Raw genomic sequence first — 24,924 nt, 5'->3', positions numbered from 1 at the left:
GAGCACGCCCGCCGCGCCGCCTCCGGCCGGGCGTAGGCTCGGTGCCGGGTACGAATCGGCACAACGCTTAAGGAATCTCTGATGGAGCTCGGTCTCGTCGGTCTCGGCAAGATGGGCGGCAACATGCGCGAGCGCATCCGCCGCGCAGGCCACACCGTCATCGGTTACGACCGCAATCCGGACGTCGCCGATGTCCACAGCCTGGAAGAGCTGGTGGGCAGGCTCAAGGGCCCGCGCGTCGTATGGGTGATGGTTCCGGCCGGTGCCGCGACCCAGTCCACCGTCGACGAGCTGGCCGAGCTGCTCTCCCCGGGCGACGTCGTCGTGGACGGCGGGAACTCCCGCTGGACCGACGACGAGAAGCACGCCGTCGAGCTGGGCATCAAGGACATCGGCTTCGTCGACTGCGGCGTCTCCGGCGGCGTCTGGGGCCTGGAGAACGGCTACGCCCTGATGTACGGCGGCACCGACGAGAACGTCGCGAAGGTCCAGCCGGTCTTCGACGCGCTGAAGCCCGAGGGCGACTTCGGCTCGGTCCACGCGGGCAAGGTCGGCGCCGGCCACTTCGCGAAGATGGTCCACAACGGCATCGAGTACGCCATGATGCAGGCGTACGCCGAGGGCTGGGAGCTGCTGGAGAAGGTCGACTCCGTCACGGACGTGCGCGAGGTCTTCCGCTCCTGGCAGGAGGGCACGGTCATCCGTTCCTGGCTGCTCGACCTGGCGGTCAACGCGCTGGACGACGACGAGCACCTGGACAAGCTCCGCGGTTTCGCCGCCGACTCCGGCGAGGGCCGGTGGACGGTCGAGGCCGCCATCGACAACGCGGTGCCGCTGCCCGCGATCACCGCGTCCCTCTTCGCGCGCTTCGCCTCGCGGCAGGACGACTCCCCGCAGATGAAGATGATCGCCGCACTGCGCAACCAGTTCGGCGGCCACGCGGTCGAGAACAAGAAGTAGTACGCGGCAGCACACAGCACAGCACGAAGCGGGAACGGAAGGCCGGCGACCATGCACGTCACGCATCTCTCGCTGGCCGACTTCCGCTCGTACGCCCGGGTCGAGGTCCCTCTCGACCCGGGCGTCACCGTGTTCGTCGGGGCCAACGGCCAGGGCAAGACCAACCTGGTCGAGGCGGTCGGCTATCTGGCGACGCTCGGCAGCCACCGGGTCTCGTCCGACGCCCCCCTGGTGCGGATGGGCGCGGAGCGCGCCGTCGTCCGGGCCGCGGTCACCCAGGGCGAGCGCTCGCAGCTCATCGAGCTGGAGCTCAACCCGGGCCGCGCCAACCGGGCACGCGTCAACCGGTCGTCCCAGGTCAGACCACGCGACGTGCTGGGGATAGTCAGGACCGTGCTGTTCGCCCCGGAGGACCTGGCGCTGGTGAAGGGCGACCCGGGGGAGCGCCGCCGCTTCCTCGACGAGCTGGTCACGGCCCGTTCCCCGCGGATGGCGGGGGTCCGGTCCGACTACGAGCGGGTGCTGAAGCAGCGCAACACCCTGCTGAAGTCCGCGGCGATGGCCCGCCGCCACGGCGGCAGGTCGATGGACCTGTCCACCCTGGACGTGTGGGACCAGCACCTGGCCCGGGTCGGCGCGGAGCTGCTCGCCCAGCGGCTCGACCTGATCGCCACCCTCCAGCCGCTGGCCGACAAGGCGTACGCCGACGTCGCGCCGGGCGGCGGACCGGTGACCCTGGAGTACCGCAGCTCGCTCGGCGCCGACGTGGCGCTCTCCCGTACCCGCGAGGAGCTGTACGAGCAGGTGATCGCGGCGCTCGCCCAGGCCCGTAAGCAGGAGATCGAGCGGGGGGTCACCCTGGTGGGCCCGCACCGCGACGACCTGGTGCTGGGGCTGCGGGGCATGCCCGCGAAGGGGTACGCGAGCCACGGCGAGTCCTGGTCGTACGCGCTGGCGCTGCGGCTGGCCTCGTACGAGCTGCTGCGCGGCGAGGGCAACGAGCCGGTGCTGGTCCTGGACGACGTGTTCGCCGAGCTGGACACGCGGCGCCGTGAGCGGCTGGCCCAGCTGGTGGCCCCCGGCGAGCAGGTGCTGGTGACGGCGGCGGTGGACGACGACGTCCCCGGGGTGCTGGCGGGGGCGCGCTACGCCGTGTCCGAGGGTGTGGTGGAGCGGCTGTGAGCGGATCACCGGCGACCGGCGGCCTGCCGTCCGAGCCCGCCTCGGGACCTGGATCCGGATCTGGTGCCGGGCCGTCCGGGCCGACTCCGGGCGCGGCTCGCGGGGCGGCGACGGAGCCCGAGATGTCCGGCGTCGATCTGGCGCGGGTCGCGCTGCGGGCGGCGAAGGAGCAGGCGCGGGCCCGGGGCACGGCGGCGCAGCAGCGCAGGCAGGCCAGGCGGGGCGGGGGACTGCGGTCGGGGGCGCGCTCCGACGGCCGTGATCCGCTGCCGCTGGGGTCGGCGATCAACCGGCTGATCACCGAGCGCGGCTGGGAGACGCCGGCCGCGGTGGGCGGTGTGATGGGCCGCTGGCCGCAGATCGTGGGTGACGATCTGGCCAAACACTGCGTGCCGCTGCGGTACGACGACGATCCGCGGGAGCGGGTTCTCACGGTGCGGTGCGATTCCACGGCGTGGGCGACGCAGCTCCGGCTGCTGGCGCCGCAGCTGGTGGCACGGCTGAACACCGATCTGGGCCACGGCACGGTGCGGATGATCAAGGTGACGGGACCGGGAGGCCCGCAGCGGGGTTTCGGCCCGCTGCGCGCCCCCGGGAGCCGTGGCCCCGGGGACACCTACGGCTGACCAGGCCTTTTCCCTCCCGCCCGGCCCGTCGTGCCCGCTGGGTACCGGCCCTGGGGACCCTGTCGGGCCGCCGGGACGCGCGGTCTGTGACGGTTCGCACCGGGCGACGTCGATGAGGCGTCCCTCACGGTAGCCGGAGGTTGACAGCCCGAAGCGCTCAACGCCCTCGTGAGCCTCCCCGCCCCCCATCCTGAATATGGGGAGTCGTCAGCCGCTCATTCAGGGCGGCACATGCGTACTCAGGTACCGGCAAACCCCCATTCATGTCGGCGCTACCGGTAGACTGGGCACACAATCCCGCGTTCGCGCGGGAGTCGTCGATACAAGCCGAACGACGCAGCCGCTCCCGCCTGCCCGGAGAACGGCCTGTGCTGTGCCAGAAAGGGCGCTTCGTGGCCGATTCCGGCAACCCCAACGAGAACATCCCGTCCACAGCCGGTGAGCACGGCGAGGCGCCCGCCTCGTACGACGCCAGCGCGATCACGGTCCTCGAGGGCCTGGACGCGGTCCGCAAGCGACCGGGCATGTACATCGGTTCCACCGGTGAGCGCGGCCTCCACCACCTCGTGCAGGAGGTGGTGGACAACTCGGTCGACGAGGCGATGGCCGGGCACGCGGACACCATCGATGTGACGATCCTGGCCGACGGCGGCGTACGCGTGGTCGACAACGGCCGCGGTATCCCGGTCGGCATCGTGCCGTCCGAAGGCAAGCCGGCCGTCGAGGTCGTGCTGACCGTCCTGCACGCGGGCGGCAAGTTCGGCGGCGGCGGTTACGCCGTCTCCGGCGGTCTGCACGGTGTGGGCGTGTCCGTCGTCAACGCCCTGTCCACGCGGGTGTCCGTGGAGGTCAGGACGGACGGCTACCGCTGGACCCAGGACTACAGGCTCGGTGTCCCGACGGCCCCGCTGGCCCGTCACGAGGCCACCGAGGAGACGGGCACGATCGTCACCTTCTGGGCCGACCCGGACGTCTTCGAGACCACCGAGTACTCCTTCGAGACCCTCTCGCGCCGCTTCCAGGAGATGGCGTTCCTGAACAAGGGCCTCACCCTCAAGCTCACCGACGAGCGCGAGTCGGCCAAGGCGACGGCGGGCGCGGACAGCGCCGAAGCGGTCGAGGTGTCCGAGGAGGAGTCGACCCGTACGGTCACGTACCACTACGAAGACGGCATCGTCGACTTCGTCAAGTACCTGAACTCCCGCAAGGGCGACGTCATCCACCAGTCGGTGATCGACATCGAGTCCGAGGACAAGGAGCGCCTCCTCTCGGTCGAGATCGCCATGCAGTGGAACGCGCAGTACACCGAGGGCGTCTACTCCTTCGCCAACGCGATCCACACGCACGAGGGGGGCACCCACGAGGAGGGCTTCCGTGCGGCGCTGACCTCCCTGGTCAACCGGTACGCGCGTGACAAGAAGCTGCTGCGCGAGAAGGACGACAACCTCACCGGCGAGGACGTCCGCGAGGGCCTGACGGCGATCATCTCGGTGAAGCTGGGCGAGCCGCAGTTCGAGGGCCAGACGAAGACCAAGCTGGGCAACACGGAGGCCAAGACCTTCGTGCAGAAGGTCGTCCACGAGCAGCTGACGGACTGGTTCGACCGGAACCCCAACGAGGCCGCCGACATCATCCGCAAGGGCATCGCGGCGTCGACCGCCCGCGTGGCGGCCCGCAAGGCGCGCGACCTGACCCGCCGCAAGGGGCTCCTGGAGAGCGCCTCGCTGCCGGGGAAGCTGAGCGACTGCCAGTCCAACGACCCGACGAAGTGCGAGATCTTCATCGTCGAGGGTGACTCCGCCGGTGGTTCGGCGAAGTCCGGCCGCAACCCGATGTACCAGGCCATCCTGCCGATCCGCGGCAAGATCCTGAACGTCGAGAAGGCCCGGGTCGACAAGATCCTCCAGAACACCGAGGTCCAGGCGCTCATCTCGGCGTTCGGCACCGGTGTCCACGAGGACTTCGACATCGAGAAGCTCCGCTATCACAAGATCATTCTGATGGCGGACGCCGACGTCGACGGCCAGCACATCAACACCCTGCTGCTGACCTTCCTCTTCCGCTTCATGCGTCCGCTGGTCGAGGCGGGGCACGTGTACCTCTCGCGTCCGCCGCTCTACAAGATCAAGTGGGGCCGCGACGACTTCGAGTACGCCTACTCCGACCGGGAGCGCGACGCCCTGGTGGCGCTCGGCAAGCAGAACGGCAAGCGGATCAAGGAGGACTCGATCCAGCGCTTCAAGGGCCTCGGCGAGATGAACGCCGAGGAGCTGCGCGTCACCACGATGGACATCGACCACCGTGTGCTGGGCCAGGTCACGCTGGACGACGCGGCGCAGGCGGACGACCTGTTCTCCGTGCTGATGGGCGAGGACGTCGAGGCGCGGCGCTCGTTCATCCAGCGCAACGCCAAGGACGTCCGCTTCCTCGACATCTGAGTCGGCCGTACCAGCAAGCCGCAGCTCGAAAGGACTTTGACCAGCAATGGCCGACGAGAATTCCCCCGTGACGCCCGAAGAGGTGCCCGCCGTCGAGGGCGTGGGCATGCGTGTCGAGCCCGTGGGGCTCGAGACGGAGATGCAGCGCTCCTACCTCGACTACGCGATGTCCGTCATCGTCTCGCGTGCGCTGCCCGACGTGCGGGACGGCCTCAAGCCCGTCCACCGCCGGGTGCTGTACGCGATGTACGACGGCGGCTACCGGCCCGAGAAGGGCTTCTACAAGTGCGCCCGCGTCGTCGGTGACGTCATGGGTACGTACCACCCCCACGGTGACTCCTCGATCTACGACGCGCTGGTGCGCCTGGCGCAGCCGTGGTCGATGCGGATGCCGCTGGTGGACTCCAACGGCAACTTCGGTTCCCCGGGCAACGACCCGGCCGCCGCCATGCGGTACACCGAGTGCAAGATGATGCCGCTGTCCATGGAGATGGTCCGGGACATCGACGAGGAGACCGTCGACTTCCAGGACAACTACGACGGCCGCAACCAGGAGCCGACGGTGCTGCCGGCGCGGTTCCCGAACCTCCTGGTGAACGGTTCGGCGGGTATCGCGGTCGGTATGGCGACCAACATCCCCCCGCACAACCTGCGTGAGGTCGCGGCGGGCGCCCAGTGGTACCTGGAGCACCCGGAGGCCTCGCAGGAAGCCCTCCTGGACGCCCTGATCGAGCGGATCAAGGGCCCGGACTTCCCGACGGGCGCCCTGGTCGTGGGCCGCAAGGGCATCGAGGAGGCCTACCGCACGGGCCGTGGCTCGATCACGATGCGGGCGGTCGTGGCGGTCGAGGAGATCCAGAACCGGCAGTGCCTGGTCGTCACGGAGCTTCCGTACCAGACCAACCCCGACAACCTCGCGCAGAAGATCGCCGACCTGGTGAAGGACGGCAAGATCGGCGGGATCGCGGACGTCCGCGACGAGACGTCCTCGCGCACGGGCCAGCGTCTGGTGGTCGTGCTGAAGCGTGACGCGGTCGCCAAGGTCGTGCTGAACAACCTGTACAAGCACACCGACCTGCAGACGAACTTCGGCGCGAACATGCTGGCGCTCGTCGACGGTGTGCCCCGCACCCTGTCGATCGACGCGTTCATCCGGCACTGGGTGACGCACCAGATCGAGGTCATCGTCCGGCGCACCCGCTTCCGGCTGCGCAAGGCCGAGGAGCGGGCGCACATCCTGCGCGGCCTGCTCAAGGCGCTCGACGCGATCGAGGAGGTCATCGCCCTCATCCGCCGCAGCAACACGGTGGAGATCGCGCGTGAGGGCCTGATGGGCCTGCTGGAGATCGACGAGATCCAGGCGAACGCGATCCTGGAGATGCAGCTGCGCCGGCTGGCCGCGCTGGAGCACCAGAAGATCACCGCCGAGCACGACGAACTCCAGACGAAGATCGACCAGTACAACGCGATCCTCGCCTCGCCGGAGCTCCAGCGGAAGATCGTCAGCGAGGAACTGGCCGCGATCGTCGACAAGTTCGGCGACGACCGGCGTTCCAAGCTGGTGCCCTTCGAGGGCGACATGTCCATCGAGGACCTGATCGCCGAGGAGGACATCGTCGTCACGATCAGCCGTGGCGGTTATGTGAAGCGCACCAAGACGGACGACTACCGCTCGCAGAAGCGGGGCGGCAAGGGTGTGCGGGGCACGAAGCTCAGGGAAGACGACATCGTCGACCACTTCTTCGTCTCGACGACCCATCACTGGCTGCTGTTCTTCACGAACAAGGGCCGGGTGTACCGGGCGAAGGCCTACGAGCTGCCGGACGCCGGCCGGGACGCGCGGGGTCAGCACGTCGCGAACCTGCTGGCGTTCCAGCCGGACGAGCGGATCGCGCAGATCCTCGCCGTACGCGACTACGAGGCGGTGCCGTACCTGGTCCTGGCGACCAAGGGCGGTCTGGTGAAGAAGACGTCGCTGAAGGACTACGACTCGCCGCGCTCCGGTGGTGTCATCGCGATCAACCTCCGGGAGACCGAGAGCGGCGCGGACGACGAACTCATCGGCGCGGAGCTGGTGTCGGCGGAGGACGACCTGCTGCTCATCAGCAGGAAGGCCCAGTCGATCCGGTTCACGGCGACGGACGACGCGCTGCGTCCGATGGGCCGCGCGACTTCTGGGGTGAAGGGCATGAGTTTCCGCGAAGGCGACGAACTGCTCTCGATGAATGTCGTCCGGCCCGGTACGTTCGTCTTCACGGCCACCGACGGCGGGTACGCGAAGCGGACCGCCGTGGACGAGTACCGCGTCCAGGGCCGTGGTGGTCTGGGCATCAAGGCCGCGAAGATCGTCGAGGACCGGGGATCCCTCGTGGGCGCGCTGGTGGTGGAGGAGTCGGACGAGATCCTCGCCATCACGCTCGGCGGTGGTGTGATCCGTACGCGAGTCAGTGAAGTCAGGGAGACGGGCCGTGACACCATGGGCGTCCAACTGATCAATCTGGGCAAGCGTGATGCCGTCGTCGGCATCGCGCGCAACGCCGAGGCGGGTCGTGAGGCCGAAGAGGTCGAAGGGACCGAAGAGGCCGAAGGCGACACGGTCGAGGCCCATGCCGAGAGCGTGGCCGAGGGCACGGAGCCTTCGGCCGGGGAGCACGAGGAGTAGAGCGTGAGTGGAGCCACGGGCGCCGGTCCGGCCGCTTCGGGAGCAGGAGCGAACGGTGCCCGTGGCCCTGCCACGGACTCCCAAGGGGGCACTGTGACGGAGACTCGGGGGCCACAGCCCCAGTACGAGGGGTACGCGACCGGGCCGTTGCCTGGCGAGCGTGAGCCCGCATCGGGTCCTGCGGGGCCCTACCACCCGCCGCAGGCGTACCCGTCCCCCGGGGGCGGTACGCAGGGCGGCGGAACCCATGGGGGAGCGCGGGGCGCGGACGGCGCGCAGGCGACCCGGCTGCCCCGGACGGGGGCGCGGACCACTCCGCGTACCCGTAAGGCCCGTCTGCGGGTGTCCAAGGCCGATCCGTGGTCGGTGATGAAGGTCAGCTTCCTGCTGTCCATCGCGCTGGGCATCTGCACGGTGGTCGCGGCCGCCGTGCTGTGGATGGTGATGGACGCGATGGGCGTCTTCGAGACGGTGGGCGGCACGATCAGCGAGGCCACCGGCTCGACGGAGAGCAGCGGCTTCGATCTGCAGTCGTTCCTCTCGCTGCCGCGCGTGCTCATCTTCACCTCGGTCATCGCGGTGATCGACGTGGTGCTGGCCACCGCGCTGGCGACGCTGGGCTCGTTCATCTACAACCTGTCGGCCGGCTTCGTGGGCGGCGTCGAGCTGACGCTCGCCGAGGACGAGTAGGCCGCGGGGTATCGATTTTGGGACTGGCCCCGACGTGCGCTAATCTTCAGAAGTCAGCGCAGCAGCGCGGCGGGGCTATAGCTCAGTTGGTTAGAGCGCATCCCTGATAAGGATGAGGCCACAGGTTCAAATCCTGTTAGCCCCACAGTGGCGAAGCGCCAGGTGAGAAGCCCGGTAGGTCCCCAGGACCTACCGGGCTTCTTCATGTGCGGGGCCCGTTCGCCCGGGTGGGGAAAATACAGCCCGTGCGCGGGGCCGGGGCCCTACTGTCCCGACCATGAACAAGGACGCCCAGCGGCTCTGGTACTCGTCTCAGAAGTGGATGGCCGCCGCCTTCACGGCTTTCTCCGACGGCCCCCTGGTCTCGGACATGGCGGTCCATCACGCGGGGGTGGCGGCCGAACACCTCCTCAAGGCGTATCTGGCCGCCCTCCACCCGGCGCTGATCGTGGACGGCAGGGACTTCAGCTCGCTGCTGTACGCGACGGGTCACGGGGTCCATGCCTCCGGGCCCCGAAGCCAGACGAAGACGATCGGCCTCGTCGAGGCGTACGTCCGGGTCTCCGGGATCCTGAAGGGGAGCATGCCCGTCTCCCGGCAGGAGCTGGTGCCGGTCGCGGAGGCCCGTAACGGAGTCGCCCACGCGGCCTTCCACGACGCGTCCCAGGTCAACGCGGTCTTCACCACCTGTCTGCGGCTGGCCGACAGGCTGCTTCCCGAACTCCCGCCTCTCGGGGACTTCTGGGGCCGGTACCAGGGGCTGCACGACAAGCTGCTCGACATCCGGGTCGCGGAGGCACGGGTGCGGCTGGAGGGGAAGCTCGCGAGGGCCCGGCACGTCTTCTCGGACCGTTACGCGCACTTCGGCGAGGAAGACCGCGAGCTCGTGCTGGCGGCGATCGCCAACGTCTCGTCACCCGGGTACATCGAGCACGACGAGCCCGCCACCTGTCCGGCCTGCTCGTCGCGGGGATGGCTCGGTGGCGAGACGCACGTCTCCGAGACGGCTGACACGGTTCTGATGACGCCCCTCGTCTTCGACTGCCCGGCATGTGACCTGCACCTTGAGGTGGAGGAGCTGAGGATGCTGAAGGAGCCGTTCGCCGAGGAGATCGACCTGGGGGTGTCCCTGCTGGACTTCTGTCCCGAGCAGGCGGGACGGCGGCCTCCGTACGGGGACGACCATCCGTACGCGTTGTTCACCGGGGACGAGGGAACCGACGAGAACCTCGTGATGAACATGTACCGGCCTCGGTGAGCGGCCCCGGCGGGCGGGCGCCGGAGCCCCCGGACCTCTTGTGCCCGGCGTCCCGCGTCTGACGGCGAGGGAGCGGCGGCTCGGCGTGGAGGTGCCGGGTGGCTGCCCGCCCGCCGCCGCCGGCCGCGTGGGTCCGGCCGGCGTGTGGGCCCGGCCGTCGGAGCGCGGGGCGGCAGCGGGTGGGGGGCGTGCTCCGGGTGTCGGGGCCGTCGCCTGCGCGGCCCGCGTCAGAAGGCGGGGCAGAGGTGCGCGTGTGCCGCCGCGTTGATCTTCCCCGCGGTCTCGGGGGCGCGGGCGTCGGGGTGCTTCGGGCTGGTGAACCGCTGGGCGGCCTGGTCGATCTGCTTCGCCTCGTCGTCCGGCCAGTCGTGGATGGTGCGGCACTGGTTGCGTCCTCGGCCGACCGCCTTGTCGGCGTCGCCGTGGGCGATGTCCTTGTCGATCGAGTCGAGCGCCGCGACGAACGCGGCTTCCTGCTGCGGTGTGGTGTCGGGCAGGCCGGTCAGCTCCTCCTCGCTGAGGCTGGGCGAGGTGGCCGGCTCGGCCCCGGCGGTCTCGGTGCCGCAGGCGGTGAGGGCGGCGAGGAGCAGACCGGCCGCGACGACGGCCGTGGTGGTGCGGGTGCGCATGGAGTCCCCCAAGGACGGGCGTGGTGAAGGAACCAGCATCGCGGAACGATGAACTCCGCGGGCGGAAAACGCGAAGGCCCGTGCTGTGGACGGGTGTTGTGTCCACATCGCGGACCGTGCGCTCCGGGCGGAGCCCGTCGGCGGGCGTGTGAGGGCATGAAGAAGGCCCCTGCCGGGGTGAACCGGTCCAGGGGCCTCGCGGTGTCGCCACGGCGTGCTCAGGGTGGCGGTGGGGCCGAGTCCCGGGCGGGGGACGAGCCGAGGGCGGTGAGGGCGCCGTGCGTCGTGCGGGCGGTGGCGGCGGAGTCCGTGGAGGACAGCTGCCGGGTGGCCGGTGAGGAGCCGTGCGCCTCGGCGCGGATACGCTGCTTCATCGTGGGCGGCAGCGCCCTGTCACGCGGAAGGGTCCATCGCACCGAGGGCGTGGTCACGGTTGCCGGGGCCGCACCCGTGTGCTTCTGGGGCGTGACCGCGGGCTCCGTGACCGTGGCCTGGGCGGTGGTGGCGAAGCCCAGCGAGGCGAGGAGTGCGAAGAGGACGGTGACGAAGGCGGTCCAGAGGCTCTTGGCCTTGAAGGCGCTCATGGCCCCTCACTTTCAGGTGGTCCGGTTTGCTTACCTTTCCGATGATGTGGATCCGGGGCCCGAATCCGGGCACCGACGCCCGCGCTGCGCCGATCTTCCGATGAACACCACTCTTCTGGTGCAACCGCCTCCGGAAAACTGTCCGGGGGCCGCTTCCGGGCCGTCCCGGAACCGCTTGATACGGGTCGGTCACAGGCTTCCGGGCAGGTCACCGAACGGTATCGGCCGGTGTGTATAGTCGGGCGGCAGAAGTCCCTTACGTCAAGGAAAGACGAGGTCGCGCGGTGAAGAAGCTTCTCCTGGTCGCACTGGCCGCCATCGGCGGGCTCCTCGTGTACCGCCAGATCCAGGCGGATCGCGCCGAGCAGGATCTGTGGACGGAGGCGACCGACTCCGTGCCCGCAGGTTCGGGTGTGTGAGACGGGAACAGTCTGATCCGAGGCCCCGGTCGCTCAGCGGCCGGGGCCTCGTGCTGTCCGGCTCCTGTTGCGGGACCGCGACAGCCGTGCTCTCGGCCCCTCGGCACGTGACCAGGGTGGGGCAGGAGTGGCGTTTCGGCCGGGGCCGCAGACAGCGGTGGTACGGCCGGGGCAGGATGGACCGGCAGCGCGACCGCCGGCGCAGCGGGCGCCGCGGTCGCACCGACCGGGGGGCTCGTCGTCGTACGCGGCCGTCGCCGGTCGGGTACGCAGACGACGAGGGGAAGCGCGTGAACAGGCAGCGCAGCAGCGGCCGGGTGTGGTCGGCGGCGGTCGCGGCGGTGTGCGCGGTGGCGGTGCTGCCGGGGCAGGCGGAGGCGGCCGACGGCCCCGGGGCGTACGCCTTCGATCCGGCGGCGAAGACGGTCCGCGGCACGGAGACCAACGCCGACGCGGCCGAGCTGACGCCGGGGTCGGTCTACAAGAGCTCGATCAAGCCGGGCGAGAAGCTCTACTACCGCGTGGACCTCGACGACCGGACCGATGCCTACGTCTCCGCGGTCGCCGTGCCGAGGGGCGCCGGACAGGTCGCGTACGGCGACGGCATCACCGTCAGCATCCGCGACCTCGACGACAGCCGGTGCGGTTCCGGGGACGGGCTCTTCAAGTCGGCGGAGTTCCCGCGCCCCGTGGCCGCGTACGCGTACCGGACGGTGGAGAAGGACGACACCGGTCCCTGTGCCGCCGCCGGCGCGTACAACGTCCTGATCGAGCGGCAGTCCAAGGCGACCTCGTCCCCCGTGGAATGGGACCTGGAACTGCGGTACGTCACGGAGCCGGGCCTGAAGTCCGGCGACGCGCTGCCGACCGAGGCTCCGGAGACGTGGCCCTCGGCCTCGCCGACCCCGCCCACCGGCCGGCAGAAGCGGTCCGGGGGCAGCGGCTTCTACGAGGCGACCAGCCTGGAGACCGGCGAGTGGGCGGACACCGTCGCCCCGGGGCAGACCCGCTTCTACCGGGTGCCGGTGGACTGGGGCCAGCAGATCTTCGCGACGGCCGGGCTGAGCAACAACAACCAGTCCACCGAGTACCACGGCAACGCGCTGTCGGTCGCGCTCGACAACCCGGCTCTCGGGCACGTCGGCGGGGCCACCACGTCGTACTCCGGGAAGCCGGCCTCGGTGGCCCTGGACCCGCTGCCCCCGGTGGCGTACCAGAACCGCTACGACGCCGCTTCGGCCGTCTCCGCCATGCGGTTCGCCGGCTGGTACTACCTGTCGGTGACGCTCGACCCCGCGGTCGCCGAGCACTACGGGGACACCCCCATCGGGCTGACGCTGCGGATCACCGTCCGGGGCAAGGCCCTTCCGAGTCCCTACGCGGGGGACGCGGGGATCTTCGGGGTCAGCGGCGCCGACCGGGACATGGCCAGGACCGGGCAGAGCGCCCCGGAGGCCGAGAAGAGCGGCAGGATGACGATGGTGGCCGCCGGGGGGATCGGCGCGGGCTCCGTGCTGGTCCTCGGGCTGGGGGTGTGGACGCTGCTGGCCAGGCGCCGGGCCGTCGCCGGTCCGACGCCTCCGGGAGCGGACGGGCGGCCGCCGTACGACGGCCGGTCGCCCCAGGCCCGGTAGGCGCCGTCCGGACCGGTCAGGTCTGGGTCAGCGCCCAGATGCCCACCGCGAAACAGATCAGAGCCACGACCAGGACCGGGACCGCCACGGCACGGGGCGGTCCCGGCCTCCTCCGGGGTGCCGCCTGGGGCGCCGTCACGGCGTGCGGGGCCTGGGGCGGGGCGGCGGCCGGCGGGTACGGGTCGGTGTAGGCGTGGGTGGAGGCCGTACCGGGGGGAGCCGGGGCCGGGGAGGCCGGGGCGGGTCCCGGCGCGACGGCGTGGTCCGGTGCCGCGAAGGAGGGGACGGGGGCCGGGGTGTGCGGCTGCGCGTGGCCGGGAAGGGGCGCGGGCCGCGGCGGGGGCGGTGCGAGGTGGAAGCTGCCCGTCTCGGACATGGAGACGGGCGGCGCCGTGCCCTCCGGCCGGCCGCCGGCCCCGTGGGGCTGCTGTGACACCAGGCCGGCGGTCGCGGCGGACGCGTCACCGGGCGCGCTCGGTACGGACGTCCGGGGGGCGCTCACGGGGCCGTCGGGCCCGAATCCGGCCGGCAGCGGCCCGATCTGGTCGAAGACCTCCACCGGTTCGTCGTCCGGGCCGGGCTCCGGCAGCATCTCCACCGCGGCGGCGAGCGCCTTGCGCGCTCCGGTGGCCGTACGGAAACGGGCGTGGGGGTCCGGCTGGAGCAGCCCCGCGAGGACCTGCCACAGGGGCTCCGGCATTCCCTGGGGCGCACCGGAGGTCCCGTGCGCGGCGAAGTGCTCGATGAGCGCCTGGGCGTCGGGTTTCTTGCCCTGGAGCAGGTAGAGCGCGACCAGGCCGACCGCGAACAGGTCGGCGGGGAAGTCGGGTTCGGCTCCCATCATCTGCTCGGGCGCGAAGTAACCCGGCGTGCCCACCACGTAGTTGGTCTCGGTCAGCCTCGGCTCGCCCTTGCGCATCGAGATACCGAAGTCGGAGAGGCGCAGGTGCGGCCGGCCGGTCCCGGTGGCCTCCAGCAGGATGTTGGCCGGCTTGATGTCGCGGTGCACCACACCCTCGGCGTGCACGGTGGACAGGCCGGACAGCAACTGGTCGAGCAACAGGCAGACGAAACGCGGCGGGAGCGCCCCGTAGTCGCCGACGAGGTGGGCCAGCGAGCCCCCGCTGACGACGTCCATCGTGAACAGGACCTTGTCGTCGTCGGCGGCCCAGCTGGCGGGGGCCAGGACGTGTGGATGCTCGATCCGCAGGGCCTGCTCGCGGACGAAGCGCAGCAGGGTGTGCGCGTCGCTCTGCAGGAGGACCTTGGCCGCCACGTACCTGCGGCGCCGGTGGTCCCAGGCGCGCCAGACGGCACCGGCTCCCCCGCGTCCGATCGGATCGATCAGTTCGTACCGACCGGCGAAGACCTCACCCATTGCGCTGTGCCCGCTCCCCGTCCATGTCCCGCCCCGTCCCCGGCCGTCGGGATACCGCGAAGGGCCCTGTCGTGACAGAACCCCGCGCCGACGGTCTCAGGGCCTTCTCAGCTCTGGTTGCCCTCGTAGTGCGCGACCGCGTCGGCGGTGCGCCCCGCTCCGTACACCCGGAGGAACTCTGCCAGTTCGGGGTGGGTCGGGGCGAGGGAGTCCGCGGCCTCGATGATGTCGCCCGCCGCGGCGACCGACCGGAGGAGGGACTGGATCTCCCGGACCACGCGCCGGACGGTGGGCGCCCCGCCGCCGGTGGTGGCCTGCCCGGAGCCGGTGAGGACCGAACCGCCCTGGGACTTCTTGATCTCCTCCATGCGTTCGGCGGCCTCCCCGGCGCTGGTGCTGCCGTCCGCCACCTGGCCGGCGAGCTCCTGGAGCGCCTGGACGCGCTGGACGACCGCGGGGTTGCCGATCTTGGCCCGCTGGCCGCTCATCAGCTGGGAGAGCATCGGGGCGGACAGCCCGAGCACCGCGGCGAGGCGGGCCTGGTTGAGGCCCAGGTCGTCTATGAGCCTGCGGAAGAGCGCCCCCAACGGCTCCCCGTACCAGCTGCGCTGGAGCTCCCGGGCTCTCGCCGTCGCCTCTTGCTGCGCTGCGTCCATGTGCGTCTCCCCTTCGCATGGCTTCGCTGCCGCGAAGCTCGTCGTGCATCTTACGGAGAGTGGTTGTGGACGGGGAGCCCCCATGCTTTTGCAGGATCCAGGGGGTGACCCGGTACTCTGTTCTGCGACAGACGTCGTGGCACGCGGGTGTCCGGTGCCGTCGGTCTTTCCCCGGGGCCTTAGCTCAGTTGGTAGAGCGCTGCCTTTGCAAGGCAGATGTCAGGAGTTCGAATCTCCTAGGCTCCACAGAGAAACGCCCTCCGAACTGCTGAAACGCAGTTCGGAGGGCGTCTTCGTGTGTGCCCGTCGGCCGGGTCAGGAGCGCTCGTCCCGGTCGACGCCGTCCGGGGAGCCTTCGCCGGCGTCGGCCCCGGCCCGTCCGGTCCGGGCCTCGTGGGCGGCCGGCGTCGTCCCGCTGCCGTCCACCGAGCTGAGCGGGGCGCGGCTCTCGGAGACCTCGGTGGGCGCCGGGGGCTCGACCAGCCAGTCGGGGTTGGCCTGCTTGTCCCACCACTTCCAGGCGGCGAACGCGCCACCGGCCAGCACGCCCAGCAGGAGGGCGCCCTTGGCGAACCGGCCGCACCGGGCACGCCGCTCGTGCCTGCGGACGATCTTGTGGATCTCCTTGGCCGTCACCTGGCCGCGCAGCGCGGCCAGCGCGGCCGTGCTGCGGGCGGTCGCCTCCTCGGCCACGGGCCGGCTCGCCGCCACCGCCGACTCGACGCGCGGCACCGTGTAGTCGGCGGCGCTCCGGGCCGCCTGGCGGGTGCGTGCCGCGGCGCGCTGTGCCGCCTCGTCGACCTTGGGCGGTACATGGGTCAGCGCCTGTTCGATACGTGGGGCGAGGCGCGCGTCGTACTGGACACGGGCTTGCGCGGCTGCCTTCGACACCTTGGGCGCGAGCCGGGCGCGGGCCTCCTGGGCGTAGCGGGCGGCCTGCTCCTTGGCCGTGTCGGCGTAGGGCGCCACCACGTCCGCGGCGTGCTGCGCGCTGTCCTTCGCCGAGTAGGTAGCGGCGCGCACGCTGTCGATGCGGGTCACGAGATCCTCCTCCTTGGTGGCGGGTAGGTACTCCGCCTGTCCACCCATGTCGAAATCATGCCCGCCGAGGCCCGGGGCGCCAGGTGAGGCGGGCATCCGGGTCAAGGTCGGCACGGCCCGGTCAAGAGGGTGCGAGGGGAGCGTCCCGACGACCATGCCACGGCGGGCGCCGGTGCGCGCCGACGGGGCGCGCACTTGGCCGTACGTGTCGTGCGGGCGCGCGTGCCCGGGGGCGCCGGTGCCGGGGGTGCCGCGGGTCCGGTTCCGGCCGTGTGTCCGTGAGCGCCGTGGGGAAGGAGGGGCGGCGGCCGAGGCGGGCGGTGCCGGGCGCCGCGCGTGCGAGGATCGGTCGACGCAGCGCAGACGTACGGAAGGCGGGCCGTGGCCGAGCAGCTTCACGCCACTTTGAGGACCAGCCAGGGCGACATCGTGGTCCGGCTCCTGCCGGACCACGCGCCCAGGACGGTCAGGAACTTCGTCGAGCTCGCCACCGGAGGCCGGGAGTGGACCGACCCGGCGACCGGGACGAGGTCCACGGACCGGCTCTACGACGGCACCGTCTTCCACCGGGTCATCGGCGACTTCATGATCCAGGGCGGGGATCCGCTGGGCAACGGCACGGGCGGCCCCGGCTACGAGTTCCCCGACGAGTTCCACCCGGACCTCGACTTCACGCGGCCGTATCTGCTCGCGATGGCCAACGCGGGGCCCGGCACCAACGGTTCGCAGTTCTTCGTGACCGTGTCCCCCACGGCCTGGCTGACCGGGAAGCACACCATCTTCGGCCAGGTGACGACCGAGGCGGCCCGCCGGGTCGTGGACGCCATCGCGGCCGTGCCCACCAATCCGCGCACCCAGCGTCCGCTGCGGGACGTGGTGCTCGACTCGGTCGTGATCGAGACCCGCTGACACCGGCGGGCCGGCGGGCCGAGGACGGACCGGCGGCCTGAGGACGGACCGGGGGCCCGAGGGCGGGGCCGGTTCGGGAACCAATCGCCCTGTTCGTCCGTACTGCTACACGACGGACGAACGGGGGCGGGCACGGCTGTGCTCCCTCCCGGGGCGTGCGTCGCGACGATCGCCGGGACGAGGACCGAAGGGGCCGTGACCGATGGAGCAGCAGCCGGACGACCAGGACGGGGCCGCGGCTGCGGGCGCTCCGCCCACCTGTTATCGGCATCCGGGCCGGGAGACGGGCGTGCGCTGCGTGCGGTGCGACCGGCCGATCTGCGCGGACTGCATGATCGACGCCTCGGTCGGATTCCAGTGCCCGGAGTGCGTGCGTACGGGCTCGGGCACGGGGCACCACCCGGCCGCGAGCAGACCCCGCACCCTGGCGGGCGGCAGTGTCGCCGCCGATCCGCGGCTGATCACCAAGATCCTCCTCGGTGTCAATCTCGCGGTCTTCGTCGCCGTCCTGGCCGACACGTCCCTCGTCGACCAGCTGCTGCTGTTCGGCCGGGCCTACCTGGGCGACCCGTCGGCGGGGATCGAGGGCGTGGCCGAGGGGCAGTGGTACCGCCTGTTCACGGCGATGTTCCTGCACCAGGAGGTGTGGCACATCGCGTTCAACATGCTGGGCCTGTGGTGGCTGGGCGGGCCCCTGGAAGCCGCCCTGGGCCGGGTGCGGTACCTCGCGCTCTACCTGGTCTCGGGCCTCGCGGGCAGCGCGCTGACCTACGCGGTCTCCGACCCCGCGCAGGGATCGCTCGGTGCCTCCGGCGCGGTCTTCGGGCTGCTGGGTGCCACGGCTGTCCTGATGCGCAGGCTGAACTACGACATGCGGCCGGTGATCGTGCTGCTCGTGGTGAACCTGATCTTCACCTTCAACCCCTGGGGTTCGATCGCCTGGCAGGCGCACCTGGGGGGCCTGTTCGCCGGTGCGGTGCTGGCGGTCGCCCTGGTGCACGCGCCCCGGGCCCACCGGAACGCCGTGCAGTTCGGCGCCTTCGCCCTGGTGCTGCTGGCGGTCGTGGCGACCGTCCTCGTTCGTACCTCTGTCCTCATCTGAGCGGAATCGGTCGCTCATTGATCAGAGTTGTCCACAGAGTGTGTCGGATCTTGTGCATGACGTGGGGAACAGATGTGCCCCTTGTCGCTGAGCTGGGTTTTTCCAGGCAGGACAAGGGGCGTATCGGCCCGGTGTGCGAGAGAGTGCGCGGTGTGCGGTCACATCGGCGTCAACCCGGGCGGAAGTTATCCACAGATCGTCTGACCTTTTCCCCCGCCTGTGGATAACTCTGTGGGTAACTTCAGGGCAGGGGCGGGGCGACTACTTCCACTGCGTGGAGACACCGAAGCCGCCGGCGATGAAGCCGAAGCCCACGACGATGTTCCAGTTGCCCAGCGCGCCGACCGGCATGTCGCCCTCGGTCACGTAGAAGACCACGATCCAGGCCAGTCCGATCAGGAAGAGCGCCAGCATCACCGGCGCCACCCAACTGCGATTGGTCAGCTTTATGTTGGTCGACTGCTTCGCCGGAGGGGGCGTGAAGTCGGCCTTCTTGCGGATACGTGACTTCGGCACGAGGGACTCTCCTGTCGATGCGCTGCGTGACCGCGCAGGGATCTGTGGCTGGCGCCGGGGCGCGAGGGGGAATGCTGCCTCCCCGGGGCGTCCGTTAGCGTAGTGCTTCCGTGGCGCCTAAGGAGATAAGGGTACGTTGAGCAATTCCGCCGACTCTCCTCAAGGCCCGGCCCGGCGCATGTCCCGGTGGCCGGTCCAAACGCTCACGGCCGCCGTTTTCGCCCTTGCCGGACTGATCTTCGTCACTAGTGCGAACACGGCGAAAGGGACGGACATCCGCACCGACTCCTCGTTGCTGAAGCTCTCCGACCTCATCCAGCAGCGCAGCGAGAACAACGCCGAGCTCGACGCCTCGACCGCCGCCGTGCGGGCGGACATCGACGCCCTCGCCCGGCGCGACGACGGAAGCACCGAGGCGGAGGACGCGAAGCTCGACGCGCTGGAGAAGGCGGCGGGCACGACCAAGCTCACGGGGGCGGCGCTGACCGTCACCCTGGACGACGCCCCGCCGGACGCCACCGCCAACCCCGGCTACCCCGAACCGCAGCCGAACGACCTGGTCATCCACCAGCAGGACCTCCAGGCCGTCGTCAACGCGCTCTGGGAGGGCGGGGCCCGGGGCGTCCAGGTGATGGACCAGCGGCTGATCTCCACCAGCGCGGTGCGGTGCGTCGGCAACACGCTGATCCTCCAGGGCCGGGTCTACTCACCCCCGTACCGGATCACCGCGGTCGGCGACCAGGGTGCGCTCCGGCGCGCCCTCGACGACTCCCCGTCCATCCAGAACTACCAGCTGTACGTGAAGGCCTACGGGCTCGGCTGGAAGGTCGAGGAGAAGGACAGGACCACCCTCCCCGGCTACTCCGGCACGGTCGACCTCCACTACGCGCGGCCTGTGGAGTAGCCCGTATCCGTCCCGCTCCCGCACCCCGGCCCTTTAGTCTGGTGCCGTACCGAATGGAGGGGACAGCATGTACGGCTGGATCTGGCGGCATCTTCCGGGCAACGTGTGGGTTCGCGGGCTGATCTCACTCGTCCTGGTCCTGGCCGTCGTCTACGCCCTGTTCCAGTACGTCTTCCCCTGGGCGGAGCCGCTGCTGCCGTTCGGCGACGTGACGGTGGACGGCCAGGGCGCCGGAGCGGGGGCCGCCCGGTGAGCGCGCGCATCCTCGTCGTCGACAACTACGACAGCTTCGTCTTCAACCTCGTCCAGTACCTCTACCAGCTCGGCGCCGAGTGCGAGGTGACGCGGAACGACGAGGTGACCACCGCGCACGCCGAGGACGGGTTCGACGGCGTCCTGCTCTCGCCCGGCCCCGGTACGCCGGAGCAGGCGGGTGTCTGCGTCGAGATGGTGCACCACTGCGCGGGTGCCGGGGTGCCGGTCTTCGGGGTCTGCCTGGGCATGCAGTCGATGGCCGTGGCGTACGGCGGAGTGGTGGGCCGGGCCCCGGAGCTGCTGCACGGCAAGACCTCCCCCGTCTTCCACGAGGGCGAGGGCGTGTTCGCCGGGCTGCCGTCCCCGTTCACCGCGACGCGCTACCACTCGCTGGCCGCCGAACCGGCGACCGTGCCCGAGGTGCTGGAGGTCACGGCCCGTACGGCCGACGGCATCGTCATGGGGCTGCGCCACCGCGAACTGCCGGTGGAGGGTGTGCAGTTCCACCCGGAGTCGGTGCTCACGGAGCACGGCCACCTGATGCTCGCCAACTGGCTCGCGCGCTGCGGGGACTCCGGGGCCGTCGCCAGGTCGGCGGGACTGGCCCCGGTGGTGGGCAAGGCCCTCGCGTGACCCCGGCCCGCCCCGGACCCGACGCCGGTCACCAGGACCCGTACGCGCGGGGGCCGTACGGGGCCGACGGCACGTTCGAGGCGGCGGTCGACCAGCTCGCGGACCCGCTGAACGACCCCCTCCCGGGGCAGCACACCCCGCCCTGGTTCCGGGCGGAGGACACCCCGGAGGGCGGGCCCGCCGCGCCGCCGCAGGGTCCGCCGGCGGCCGCGAACCCGCTGGAGGCCGCTGGCGAGTGGTACGACCCCGAGGGGTACCAGCGGGACTGGTACGGCCCGCAGGGGCCGGAATCGGCCCCTGGGGCCGCTTCTCAGGCCATTCCTCACGCCCGCGAGCCCCACCAGGCGTATCGGGCACCTGACGTCCACCCACCACACCAGCCGCGCGAGACCCCCGAGACCCCTCAGGCCCCGCAGGTTCCGGAGGCCCGGCAGGCCCCTCCGCTGCCGGAGCGGCCTTCTCGGGGCCACCGGGCCGACCGGCCGGCCGCGGCGCCCCGGACCGACCCGGTGACCGCCCGGATGCCGGTGATCGTCCCCGGCTCCGAGCCGTTCGAGGCGCGGCGGCCCGTGGTGCCCGCCGTCCCCGACGAGACCGTGGACCCGCGCCCCGCCGGCCCCCGGGACGCGGACGGCGACGGTGACCCCGGCTCCCCGGCCGACGCTCCCGTGCCGGAGGCCGTGCCGACCGGAGGCCGGGCCGAGCGCAGGCGGGCGGCGAAGGGGCGTGGGCGGCGACGGCCGGAACCCCGCCCCGCCGTGCGGGAGCCCGCCGGGAAGCCGCCGGTGCCGATGTCACGCCTGGAGGCGCGGCGGGCGGCGCGCGCCGCCAAGGACAGCCCGGCCGTCGTGGCCAGCCGGGTGGCCGGAGAGGTGTTCATCACCTTCGGCGTGCTGATGCTGCTGTTCGTCACCTACCAGTTGTGGTGGACCAACGTCCGCGCCGACCAGATCGCCGGCCGGGAGACCCACAAGATCCAGGACGAGTGGGCGAAGGGGTCGCGTACGCCGGGTGCCTTCGAGCCCGGCCAGGGGTTCGCCATCATGCACATCCCGAAGCTGGACGTCGTCGCGCCGATCGCCGAGGGCATCGACAAGGAGAAGGTCCTCGACCGCGGCATGGTGGGGCACTACGCCGAGGGCACGCTCAAGACCGCGATGCCTTCCGCGGAGGAGGGCAACTTCGCGGTGGCCGGCCACCGCAACACCCACGGCGAGCCGTTCCGTTACATCAACAAGCTGAAGCCCGGCGACCCCATCGTGGTCGAGACCCAGGACGCGTACTACACGTACGAGATGACCAGCATCCTTCCCCAGACGGCGCCGTCCAACATCTCGGTGATCAAGGAAGTACCGGAAGGTTCCGGGTTCACCGCTCCGGGCAGGTACATCACCCTGACGACGTGTACGCCGGAATTCACGAGTACGTACCGAATGATCGTGTGGGGCAAGATGGTCGACGAACGGCCGCGCGACAAGGGGAAGCCCGACGCGCTCGTCGGCTGAAGCGGACCGGGCGACATCACGACAGGGGCGGGTGCGGTGGCAGCGAGGACGACCGAGCAGGAAGAGCGTGCCGAGGTACCGGCGCCCCCGGTGCGGCGCGTACGCCGCCACCCCGTCGCGGCGGCGGTCAGCCTCTTCGGTGAACTGCTGATCACCGCGGGCCTGGTGCTCGGCCTCTTCGTCGTCTACTCGCTGTGGTGGACCAACGTGCTCGCCGACCGCGAGGCCGGCAAGCAGGGCGACACCGTCCGCGACCACTGGGCGGAGGGCCGGGGCCCCGGTGAGCTGGACACCAAGGACGGCATCGGCTTCCTGCACGTGCCCGCCATGAAGAACGGCGAGGTGCTGGTCAAGAAGGGCACCGACACCGCGACCCTCAACAACGGCATCGCCGGCTACTACACGGATCCGGTGAAGTCGGCCCTGCCCTCGGCCGAGGAGGGCAACTTCACGCTCGCCGCGCACCGCGACGGGCACGGCGCCAGGTTCCACAACATCGACAAGGTCAAGAAGGGCGACGCGATCGTCTTCGAGACCAAGGACACCTGGTACGTCTACAAGGTCTACGCGGAGCTGCCGGAGACCTCCAAGTACAACGTGGACGCGATCGCGCCGGTGCCGAAGGAGTCCGGGGTGAAGAAGCCGGGCCGCTACATCACGCTGACCACGTGCACGCCGGTCTACACGTCGAAGTACCGCTACATCGTCTGGGGCGAGCTGGTCCGCACGGAGAAGGTGGACAGCGACCGCACGAAGCCGGCGGAGCTGCGCTAGGGCGTCGAGGCACCCCGGGGCCCGCCGCCGTAAGGGCCCCGGAACGCGACGGCCCCGGCGCCGCCGGAAGAGCCGGACGCCGGACGTGGGAGGGCCCCGGTCACCGAGGTGGTGGCCGGGGCCCTCCCGCGTGTGTGACGGGGCGGGGCTAGTGCGACCGCCCGGACAGGCCGCCGATGAAGTTGGCGCCTCCCTGGTCTCCCCCGCCGCCGATGGTGGTGAGGGTGACCGTCTCGCCCTTGGCGATCTGGCTGTTCCCGCCCGGGTCGGACCGCACCACCATGGCGTTCGGCTTGTCCGACGAGTTGGGGGCCAGGGCGACCACCAGACCCATGCCTTCGAGCTGGGACTTCGCGTCCTGGTAGCTCTTGCCGGTGAGGTCCCCGGGGATGGTCACCTGCTCCGGCTCCGCGGGCCCCTTGGAGACCTTCAGGACGATCTGGACGTCCTTGGCCTGCTTGCTCGGGCCCTCGGGAGTCTGGCCCACGACCGTGCCCGCCGGCTGTTCCGAGTCGACTTCCTGCGACGAGATGTTGCTGAAACCGATGCCGTTGAGCTGGGACACCGCCTCGTCGTACGAACGGTTGAGCACCGGCAGGTCCAGGAGCTTCTCCTTGGCCACGGTGAGGGTGACCTCGGACTCCTTCTCGGCCTTGTCACCGGGTTCCGGACTCTGCTTGATGACCGAGTCGGGGGTGCTCTCCGACTCGACCGATTCGACCTTGACCGAGAAGCCCTTCTCCTCCAGGATCTTCCGCGCGCTGGCCTCGGACTTCTCCAGGACGTCCGGGACCTCGACCTTGGGCGCGCCGGTGGAGACGACGACGGTGACGGTCTCGCCCTTCTTCATCGAGGCGTCCACGGCGGGGTCCTGGCTGCAGATCTTGCCCTTGGGCTGGTCCTCGCACGGTTCCTCCGAGCCGACCTTCAGCTCCACCCCGGTGTTGAGCGCGAGGGCCTTCGCCTTCTCGACCGTGGTGCCGACCAGTCTCGGCGCGGCGATGCCGTCCCCGTCGTTGTTGCCGCCGCCGAAGACGGTGCGGCCGATCAGGACGGCGCCGACGAGGACGAGGACGCCGGCGGCGATCAGCAGGATCGTCGAGGTGTTGCTCTTCTTCTGCTGGCGCCGGCGGCCCGCGCGGTCGTCGTAGCCGTACCCGCCGTCGTCCGGGTTGACCGGGGGCAGCATGGAGGTCGGGGCGCCGCCCGCGTCCGCCGGGTGCATGGCCGCGGTGGGCTGGTCGTTGCCGTACCCGTCGTAACCGCCGTAGCCCGCGCCCATCCCCGCCGCGGCGGCGACCGGCTGGCCGTCGAGGCAGGCCTCGATGTCGGCGCGCATCTCGTCGGCCGACTGGTAGCGGTAGTCGGGGTCCTTGGTGAGCGCCTTCAGCACGATCGCGTCCATCGCGGGCGTGATCTCGGGGTCGAAGGTGCTCGGCGGCTGAGGCTCCTCGCGCACGTGCTGGTAGGCGACCGCCACGGGTGAGTCCCCGACGAACGGGGGCCGCACCGCGAGGAGTTCGTACAGCAGACAGCCGGTGGAGTACAGGTCGGAGCGCGCGTCGACCTGCTCGCCCTTGGCCTGTTCCGGCGAGAGGTACTGGGCGGTTCCTATGACGGCCGCGGTCTGGGTCATCGTCATGCCGGAGTCGCCCATGGCGCGGGCGATGCCGAAGTCCATGACCTTGACCTGGCCGGTGCGCGTCAGCATGACGTTCGCCGGCTTGATGTCGCGGTGGACGATCCCGGCGCGGTGCGAGTACTCCAGCGCCTGGAGGATCCCGACCGTCATCTCCAGGGTCCGCTCGGGCAGCAGACGGCGTCCGGAGTGCAGCAGCTCTCTGAGCGTGGAGCCGTCGACGTACTCCATGACGATGTACGGGATGGACACCCCGTCGACGTAGTCCTCGCCGGTGTCGTAGACGGCGACGATCGCCGGGTGGTTGAGCGAGGCGGCGGACTGGGCCTCCCGGCGGAACCGGGCCTGGAAGGACGGGTCACGGGCGAGATCGGCCCGCAGCGTCTTCACGGCGACGGTGCGGCCGAGCCGGGTGTCGTGCGCGAGGTAGACCTCGGCCATGCCACCACGGCCGAGCACCGAGCCCAGCTCGTACCGGCCGCCGAGGCGACGCGGCTCTTCCATAACTGATCCAGCCCTCTCCGTCAGTC

The 24,924-nt window shown here is 70.9% G+C and carries 23 protein-coding genes and 2 tRNA genes; 18 read left to right on the top strand and 7 right to left on the bottom strand.

Going from position 1 to position 24,924, the window contains the following annotated elements; translation table 11 throughout:
- Positions 1-81: 81 nt before the first annotated feature.
- The 8 genes from gnd (at position 82) to B9S64_RS16195 (ending at position 9,816) form a co-directional block, all read left to right on the top strand.
- Positions 82-960, top strand: a complete 879-nt coding sequence (gene gnd, locus B9S64_RS16230; RefSeq protein WP_028441664.1) for a phosphogluconate dehydrogenase (NAD(+)-dependent, decarboxylating) — start codon at positions 82-84, stop codon at positions 958-960.
- Between the two features lie 51 nt (positions 961-1,011).
- On the top strand, positions 1,012-2,142 hold the full coding sequence (gene recF, locus B9S64_RS16225) for a DNA replication/repair protein RecF (RefSeq protein ID WP_103488869.1): 1,131 nt from the start codon (positions 1,012-1,014) through the stop codon (positions 2,140-2,142).
- A gap of 122 nt (positions 2,143-2,264) precedes the next feature.
- Entirely contained in the window at positions 2,265-2,768 is a 504-nt protein-coding gene (locus B9S64_RS16220) for a DUF721 domain-containing protein (RefSeq protein WP_103488870.1), read from the top strand.
- A gap of 368 nt (positions 2,769-3,136) precedes the next feature.
- Positions 3,137-5,206 (top strand): DNA topoisomerase (ATP-hydrolyzing) subunit B, encoded by a 2,070-nt coding sequence (gyrB, locus tag B9S64_RS16215; protein WP_103488871.1) that lies wholly within the window; start codon positions 3,137-3,139, stop codon positions 5,204-5,206.
- Between the two features lie 46 nt (positions 5,207-5,252).
- Positions 5,253-7,868 (top strand): DNA gyrase subunit A, encoded by a 2,616-nt coding sequence (gyrA, locus tag B9S64_RS16210; protein WP_103488872.1) that lies wholly within the window; start codon positions 5,253-5,255, stop codon positions 7,866-7,868.
- 93 nt (positions 7,869-7,961) lie between these two features.
- Positions 7,962-8,558 carry a DUF3566 domain-containing protein gene (locus tag B9S64_RS16205; RefSeq protein WP_103488873.1) on the top strand — a complete coding sequence of 199 codons (597 nt, stop codon included), beginning with the start codon at positions 7,962-7,964 and terminating at the stop codon, positions 8,556-8,558.
- A 71-nt stretch (positions 8,559-8,629) separates the two neighbouring features.
- Positions 8,630-8,703, top strand: a tRNA-Ile gene (locus B9S64_RS16200).
- Positions 8,704-8,835: 132 nt separating this feature from the next.
- Positions 8,836-9,816: a hypothetical protein gene (locus B9S64_RS16195; protein WP_181012125.1), complete on the top strand. Its 981-nt coding sequence runs from the start codon at positions 8,836-8,838 to the stop codon at positions 9,814-9,816.
- A 227-nt stretch (positions 9,817-10,043) separates the two neighbouring features.
- On the opposite strand, the gene B9S64_RS16190 is transcribed toward B9S64_RS16195, so the two are convergent.
- Both B9S64_RS16190 and B9S64_RS16185 read right to left on the bottom strand, forming a co-directional pair.
- The gene (locus B9S64_RS16190; RefSeq protein WP_103489930.1) at positions 10,044-10,445 is read right to left on the bottom strand and encodes a DUF732 domain-containing protein; all 402 of its coding nucleotides are present in this window, start codon (positions 10,443-10,445) and stop codon (positions 10,044-10,046) included.
- 218 nt (positions 10,446-10,663) lie between these two features.
- Positions 10,664-11,029 (bottom strand): DUF6344 domain-containing protein, encoded by a 366-nt coding sequence (locus B9S64_RS16185; RefSeq protein WP_028441657.1) that lies wholly within the window; start codon positions 11,027-11,029, stop codon positions 10,664-10,666.
- Between the two features lie 284 nt (positions 11,030-11,313).
- On the opposite strand from B9S64_RS16185, the gene B9S64_RS16180 reads away from it, so the two are divergent.
- Both B9S64_RS16180 and B9S64_RS16170 read left to right on the top strand, forming a co-directional pair.
- Positions 11,314-11,448, top strand: coding sequence for a DLW-39 family protein (locus B9S64_RS16180; protein WP_003958712.1), 135 nt, complete (start codon positions 11,314-11,316; stop codon positions 11,446-11,448).
- Positions 11,449-11,738: 290 nt separating this feature from the next.
- Positions 11,739-13,082, top strand: coding sequence for a hypothetical protein (locus B9S64_RS16170; protein WP_103489932.1), 1,344 nt, complete (start codon positions 11,739-11,741; stop codon positions 13,080-13,082).
- A gap of 16 nt (positions 13,083-13,098) precedes the next feature.
- On the opposite strand, the gene B9S64_RS16165 is transcribed toward B9S64_RS16170, so the two are convergent.
- The gene (locus B9S64_RS16165; protein WP_103489933.1) at positions 13,099-14,460 is read right to left on the bottom strand and encodes a serine/threonine-protein kinase; all 1,362 of its coding nucleotides are present in this window, start codon (positions 14,458-14,460) and stop codon (positions 13,099-13,101) included.
- Positions 14,461-14,567: 107 nt separating this feature from the next.
- Entirely contained in the window at positions 14,568-15,116 is a 549-nt protein-coding gene (locus B9S64_RS16160; protein WP_103489934.1) for a DNA-binding protein, read from the bottom strand.
- 173 nt (positions 15,117-15,289) lie between these two features.
- Here B9S64_RS16160 and B9S64_RS16155 point away from each other — a divergent pair.
- Positions 15,290-15,362 (top strand) — tRNA-Ala (locus tag B9S64_RS16155).
- Between the two features lie 69 nt (positions 15,363-15,431).
- Here the strand turns inward: B9S64_RS16155 and B9S64_RS16150 are convergent.
- Positions 15,432-16,157, bottom strand: a complete 726-nt coding sequence (locus B9S64_RS16150) for a DUF5324 family protein (protein WP_103489942.1) — start codon at positions 16,155-16,157, stop codon at positions 15,432-15,434.
- A gap of 381 nt (positions 16,158-16,538) precedes the next feature.
- Between B9S64_RS16150 and B9S64_RS16145 the strand changes: the two genes are divergently transcribed.
- Complete coding sequence (locus B9S64_RS16145; RefSeq protein ID WP_103489936.1) at positions 16,539-17,066, top strand: peptidylprolyl isomerase; 528 nt, start codon at positions 16,539-16,541, stop codon at positions 17,064-17,066.
- Positions 17,067-17,268: 202 nt separating this feature from the next.
- Complete coding sequence (locus tag B9S64_RS16140) at positions 17,269-18,168, top strand: rhomboid family intramembrane serine protease (protein WP_103489938.1); 900 nt, start codon at positions 17,269-17,271, stop codon at positions 18,166-18,168.
- A 261-nt stretch (positions 18,169-18,429) separates the two neighbouring features.
- On the opposite strand, the gene crgA is transcribed toward B9S64_RS16140, so the two are convergent.
- Complete coding sequence (gene crgA / locus B9S64_RS16135) at positions 18,430-18,684, bottom strand: cell division protein CrgA (protein ID WP_028441650.1); 255 nt, start codon at positions 18,682-18,684, stop codon at positions 18,430-18,432.
- Positions 18,685-18,820: 136 nt separating this feature from the next.
- Here crgA and B9S64_RS16130 point away from each other — a divergent pair, with 136 nt between their 5' ends.
- The 5 genes from B9S64_RS16130 (at position 18,821) to B9S64_RS16110 (ending at position 22,755) form a co-directional block, all read left to right on the top strand.
- A complete protein-coding gene (locus tag B9S64_RS16130) occupies positions 18,821-19,588 on the top strand; it encodes a DUF881 domain-containing protein (RefSeq protein WP_181012198.1) in 768 nt (255 codons plus the stop codon).
- A 67-nt stretch (positions 19,589-19,655) separates the two neighbouring features.
- Positions 19,656-19,841: a hypothetical protein gene (locus B9S64_RS16125; RefSeq protein ID WP_093531589.1), complete on the top strand. Its 186-nt coding sequence runs from the start codon at positions 19,656-19,658 to the stop codon at positions 19,839-19,841.
- Entirely contained in the window at positions 19,838-20,476 is a 639-nt protein-coding gene (locus B9S64_RS16120; protein WP_103489941.1) for an aminodeoxychorismate/anthranilate synthase component II, read from the top strand. Before B9S64_RS16125 ends, B9S64_RS16120 begins: the two co-directional genes overlap by 4 nt.
- Complete coding sequence (locus B9S64_RS16115; RefSeq protein WP_109492062.1) at positions 20,473-21,981, top strand: class E sortase; 1,509 nt, start codon at positions 20,473-20,475, stop codon at positions 21,979-21,981. Before B9S64_RS16120 ends, B9S64_RS16115 begins: the two co-directional genes overlap by 4 nt.
- Positions 21,982-22,017: 36 nt before the next feature.
- Positions 22,018-22,755 (top strand): class E sortase, encoded by a 738-nt coding sequence (locus B9S64_RS16110; RefSeq protein WP_103492980.1) that lies wholly within the window; start codon positions 22,018-22,020, stop codon positions 22,753-22,755.
- Between the two features lie 148 nt (positions 22,756-22,903).
- On the opposite strand, the gene pknB is transcribed toward B9S64_RS16110, so the two are convergent.
- Positions 22,904-24,898, bottom strand: a complete 1,995-nt coding sequence (pknB, locus tag B9S64_RS16105) for a Stk1 family PASTA domain-containing Ser/Thr kinase (protein ID WP_103492981.1) — start codon at positions 24,896-24,898, stop codon at positions 22,904-22,906.
- Positions 24,899-24,924: the final 26 nt, after the last annotated feature.

The sequence above is a fragment of the Streptomyces sp. SM18 genome (genome assembly GCF_002910775.2).
Classification (GTDB): domain Bacteria; phylum Actinomycetota; class Actinomycetes; order Streptomycetales; family Streptomycetaceae; genus Streptomyces; species Streptomyces halstedii.
Note: the sequence above shows the minus strand (reverse complement) of the source record. Positions and strands in the feature narration are given on the sequence as shown.

Bases quoted from the DNA above. Each gene is read 5' to 3' on its own strand.
- gnd (WP_028441664.1), top strand. From the start codon at position 82: ATGGAGCTCGGTCTCGTCGGTCTCGGCAAGATGGGCGGCAACATGCGC.
- recF (WP_103488869.1), top strand. From the start codon at position 1,012: ATGCACGTCACGCATCTCTCGCTGGCCGACTTCCGCTCGTACGCCCGG.
- B9S64_RS16220 (WP_103488870.1), top strand. From the start codon at position 2,265: ATGTCCGGCGTCGATCTGGCGCGGGTCGCGCTGCGGGCGGCGAAGGAG.
- gyrA (WP_103488872.1), top strand. From the start codon at position 5,253: ATGGCCGACGAGAATTCCCCCGTGACGCCCGAAGAGGTGCCCGCCGTC.
- B9S64_RS16195 (WP_181012125.1), top strand. From the start codon at position 8,836: ATGAACAAGGACGCCCAGCGGCTCTGGTACTCGTCTCAGAAGTGGATG.
- B9S64_RS16190 (WP_103489930.1), bottom strand. From the start codon at position 10,445: ATGCGCACCCGCACCACCACGGCCGTCGTCGCGGCCGGTCTGCTCCTC.
- B9S64_RS16185 (WP_028441657.1), bottom strand. From the start codon at position 11,029: ATGAGCGCCTTCAAGGCCAAGAGCCTCTGGACCGCCTTCGTCACCGTC.
- B9S64_RS16165 (WP_103489933.1), bottom strand. From the start codon at position 14,460: ATGGGTGAGGTCTTCGCCGGTCGGTACGAACTGATCGATCCGATCGGA.
- B9S64_RS16160 (WP_103489934.1), bottom strand. From the start codon at position 15,116: ATGGACGCAGCGCAGCAAGAGGCGACGGCGAGAGCCCGGGAGCTCCAG.
- B9S64_RS16140 (WP_103489938.1), top strand. From the start codon at position 17,269: ATGGAGCAGCAGCCGGACGACCAGGACGGGGCCGCGGCTGCGGGCGCT.
- B9S64_RS16125 (WP_093531589.1), top strand. From the start codon at position 19,656: ATGTACGGCTGGATCTGGCGGCATCTTCCGGGCAACGTGTGGGTTCGC.
- pknB (WP_103492981.1), bottom strand. From the start codon at position 24,898: ATGGAAGAGCCGCGTCGCCTCGGCGGCCGGTACGAGCTGGGCTCGGTG.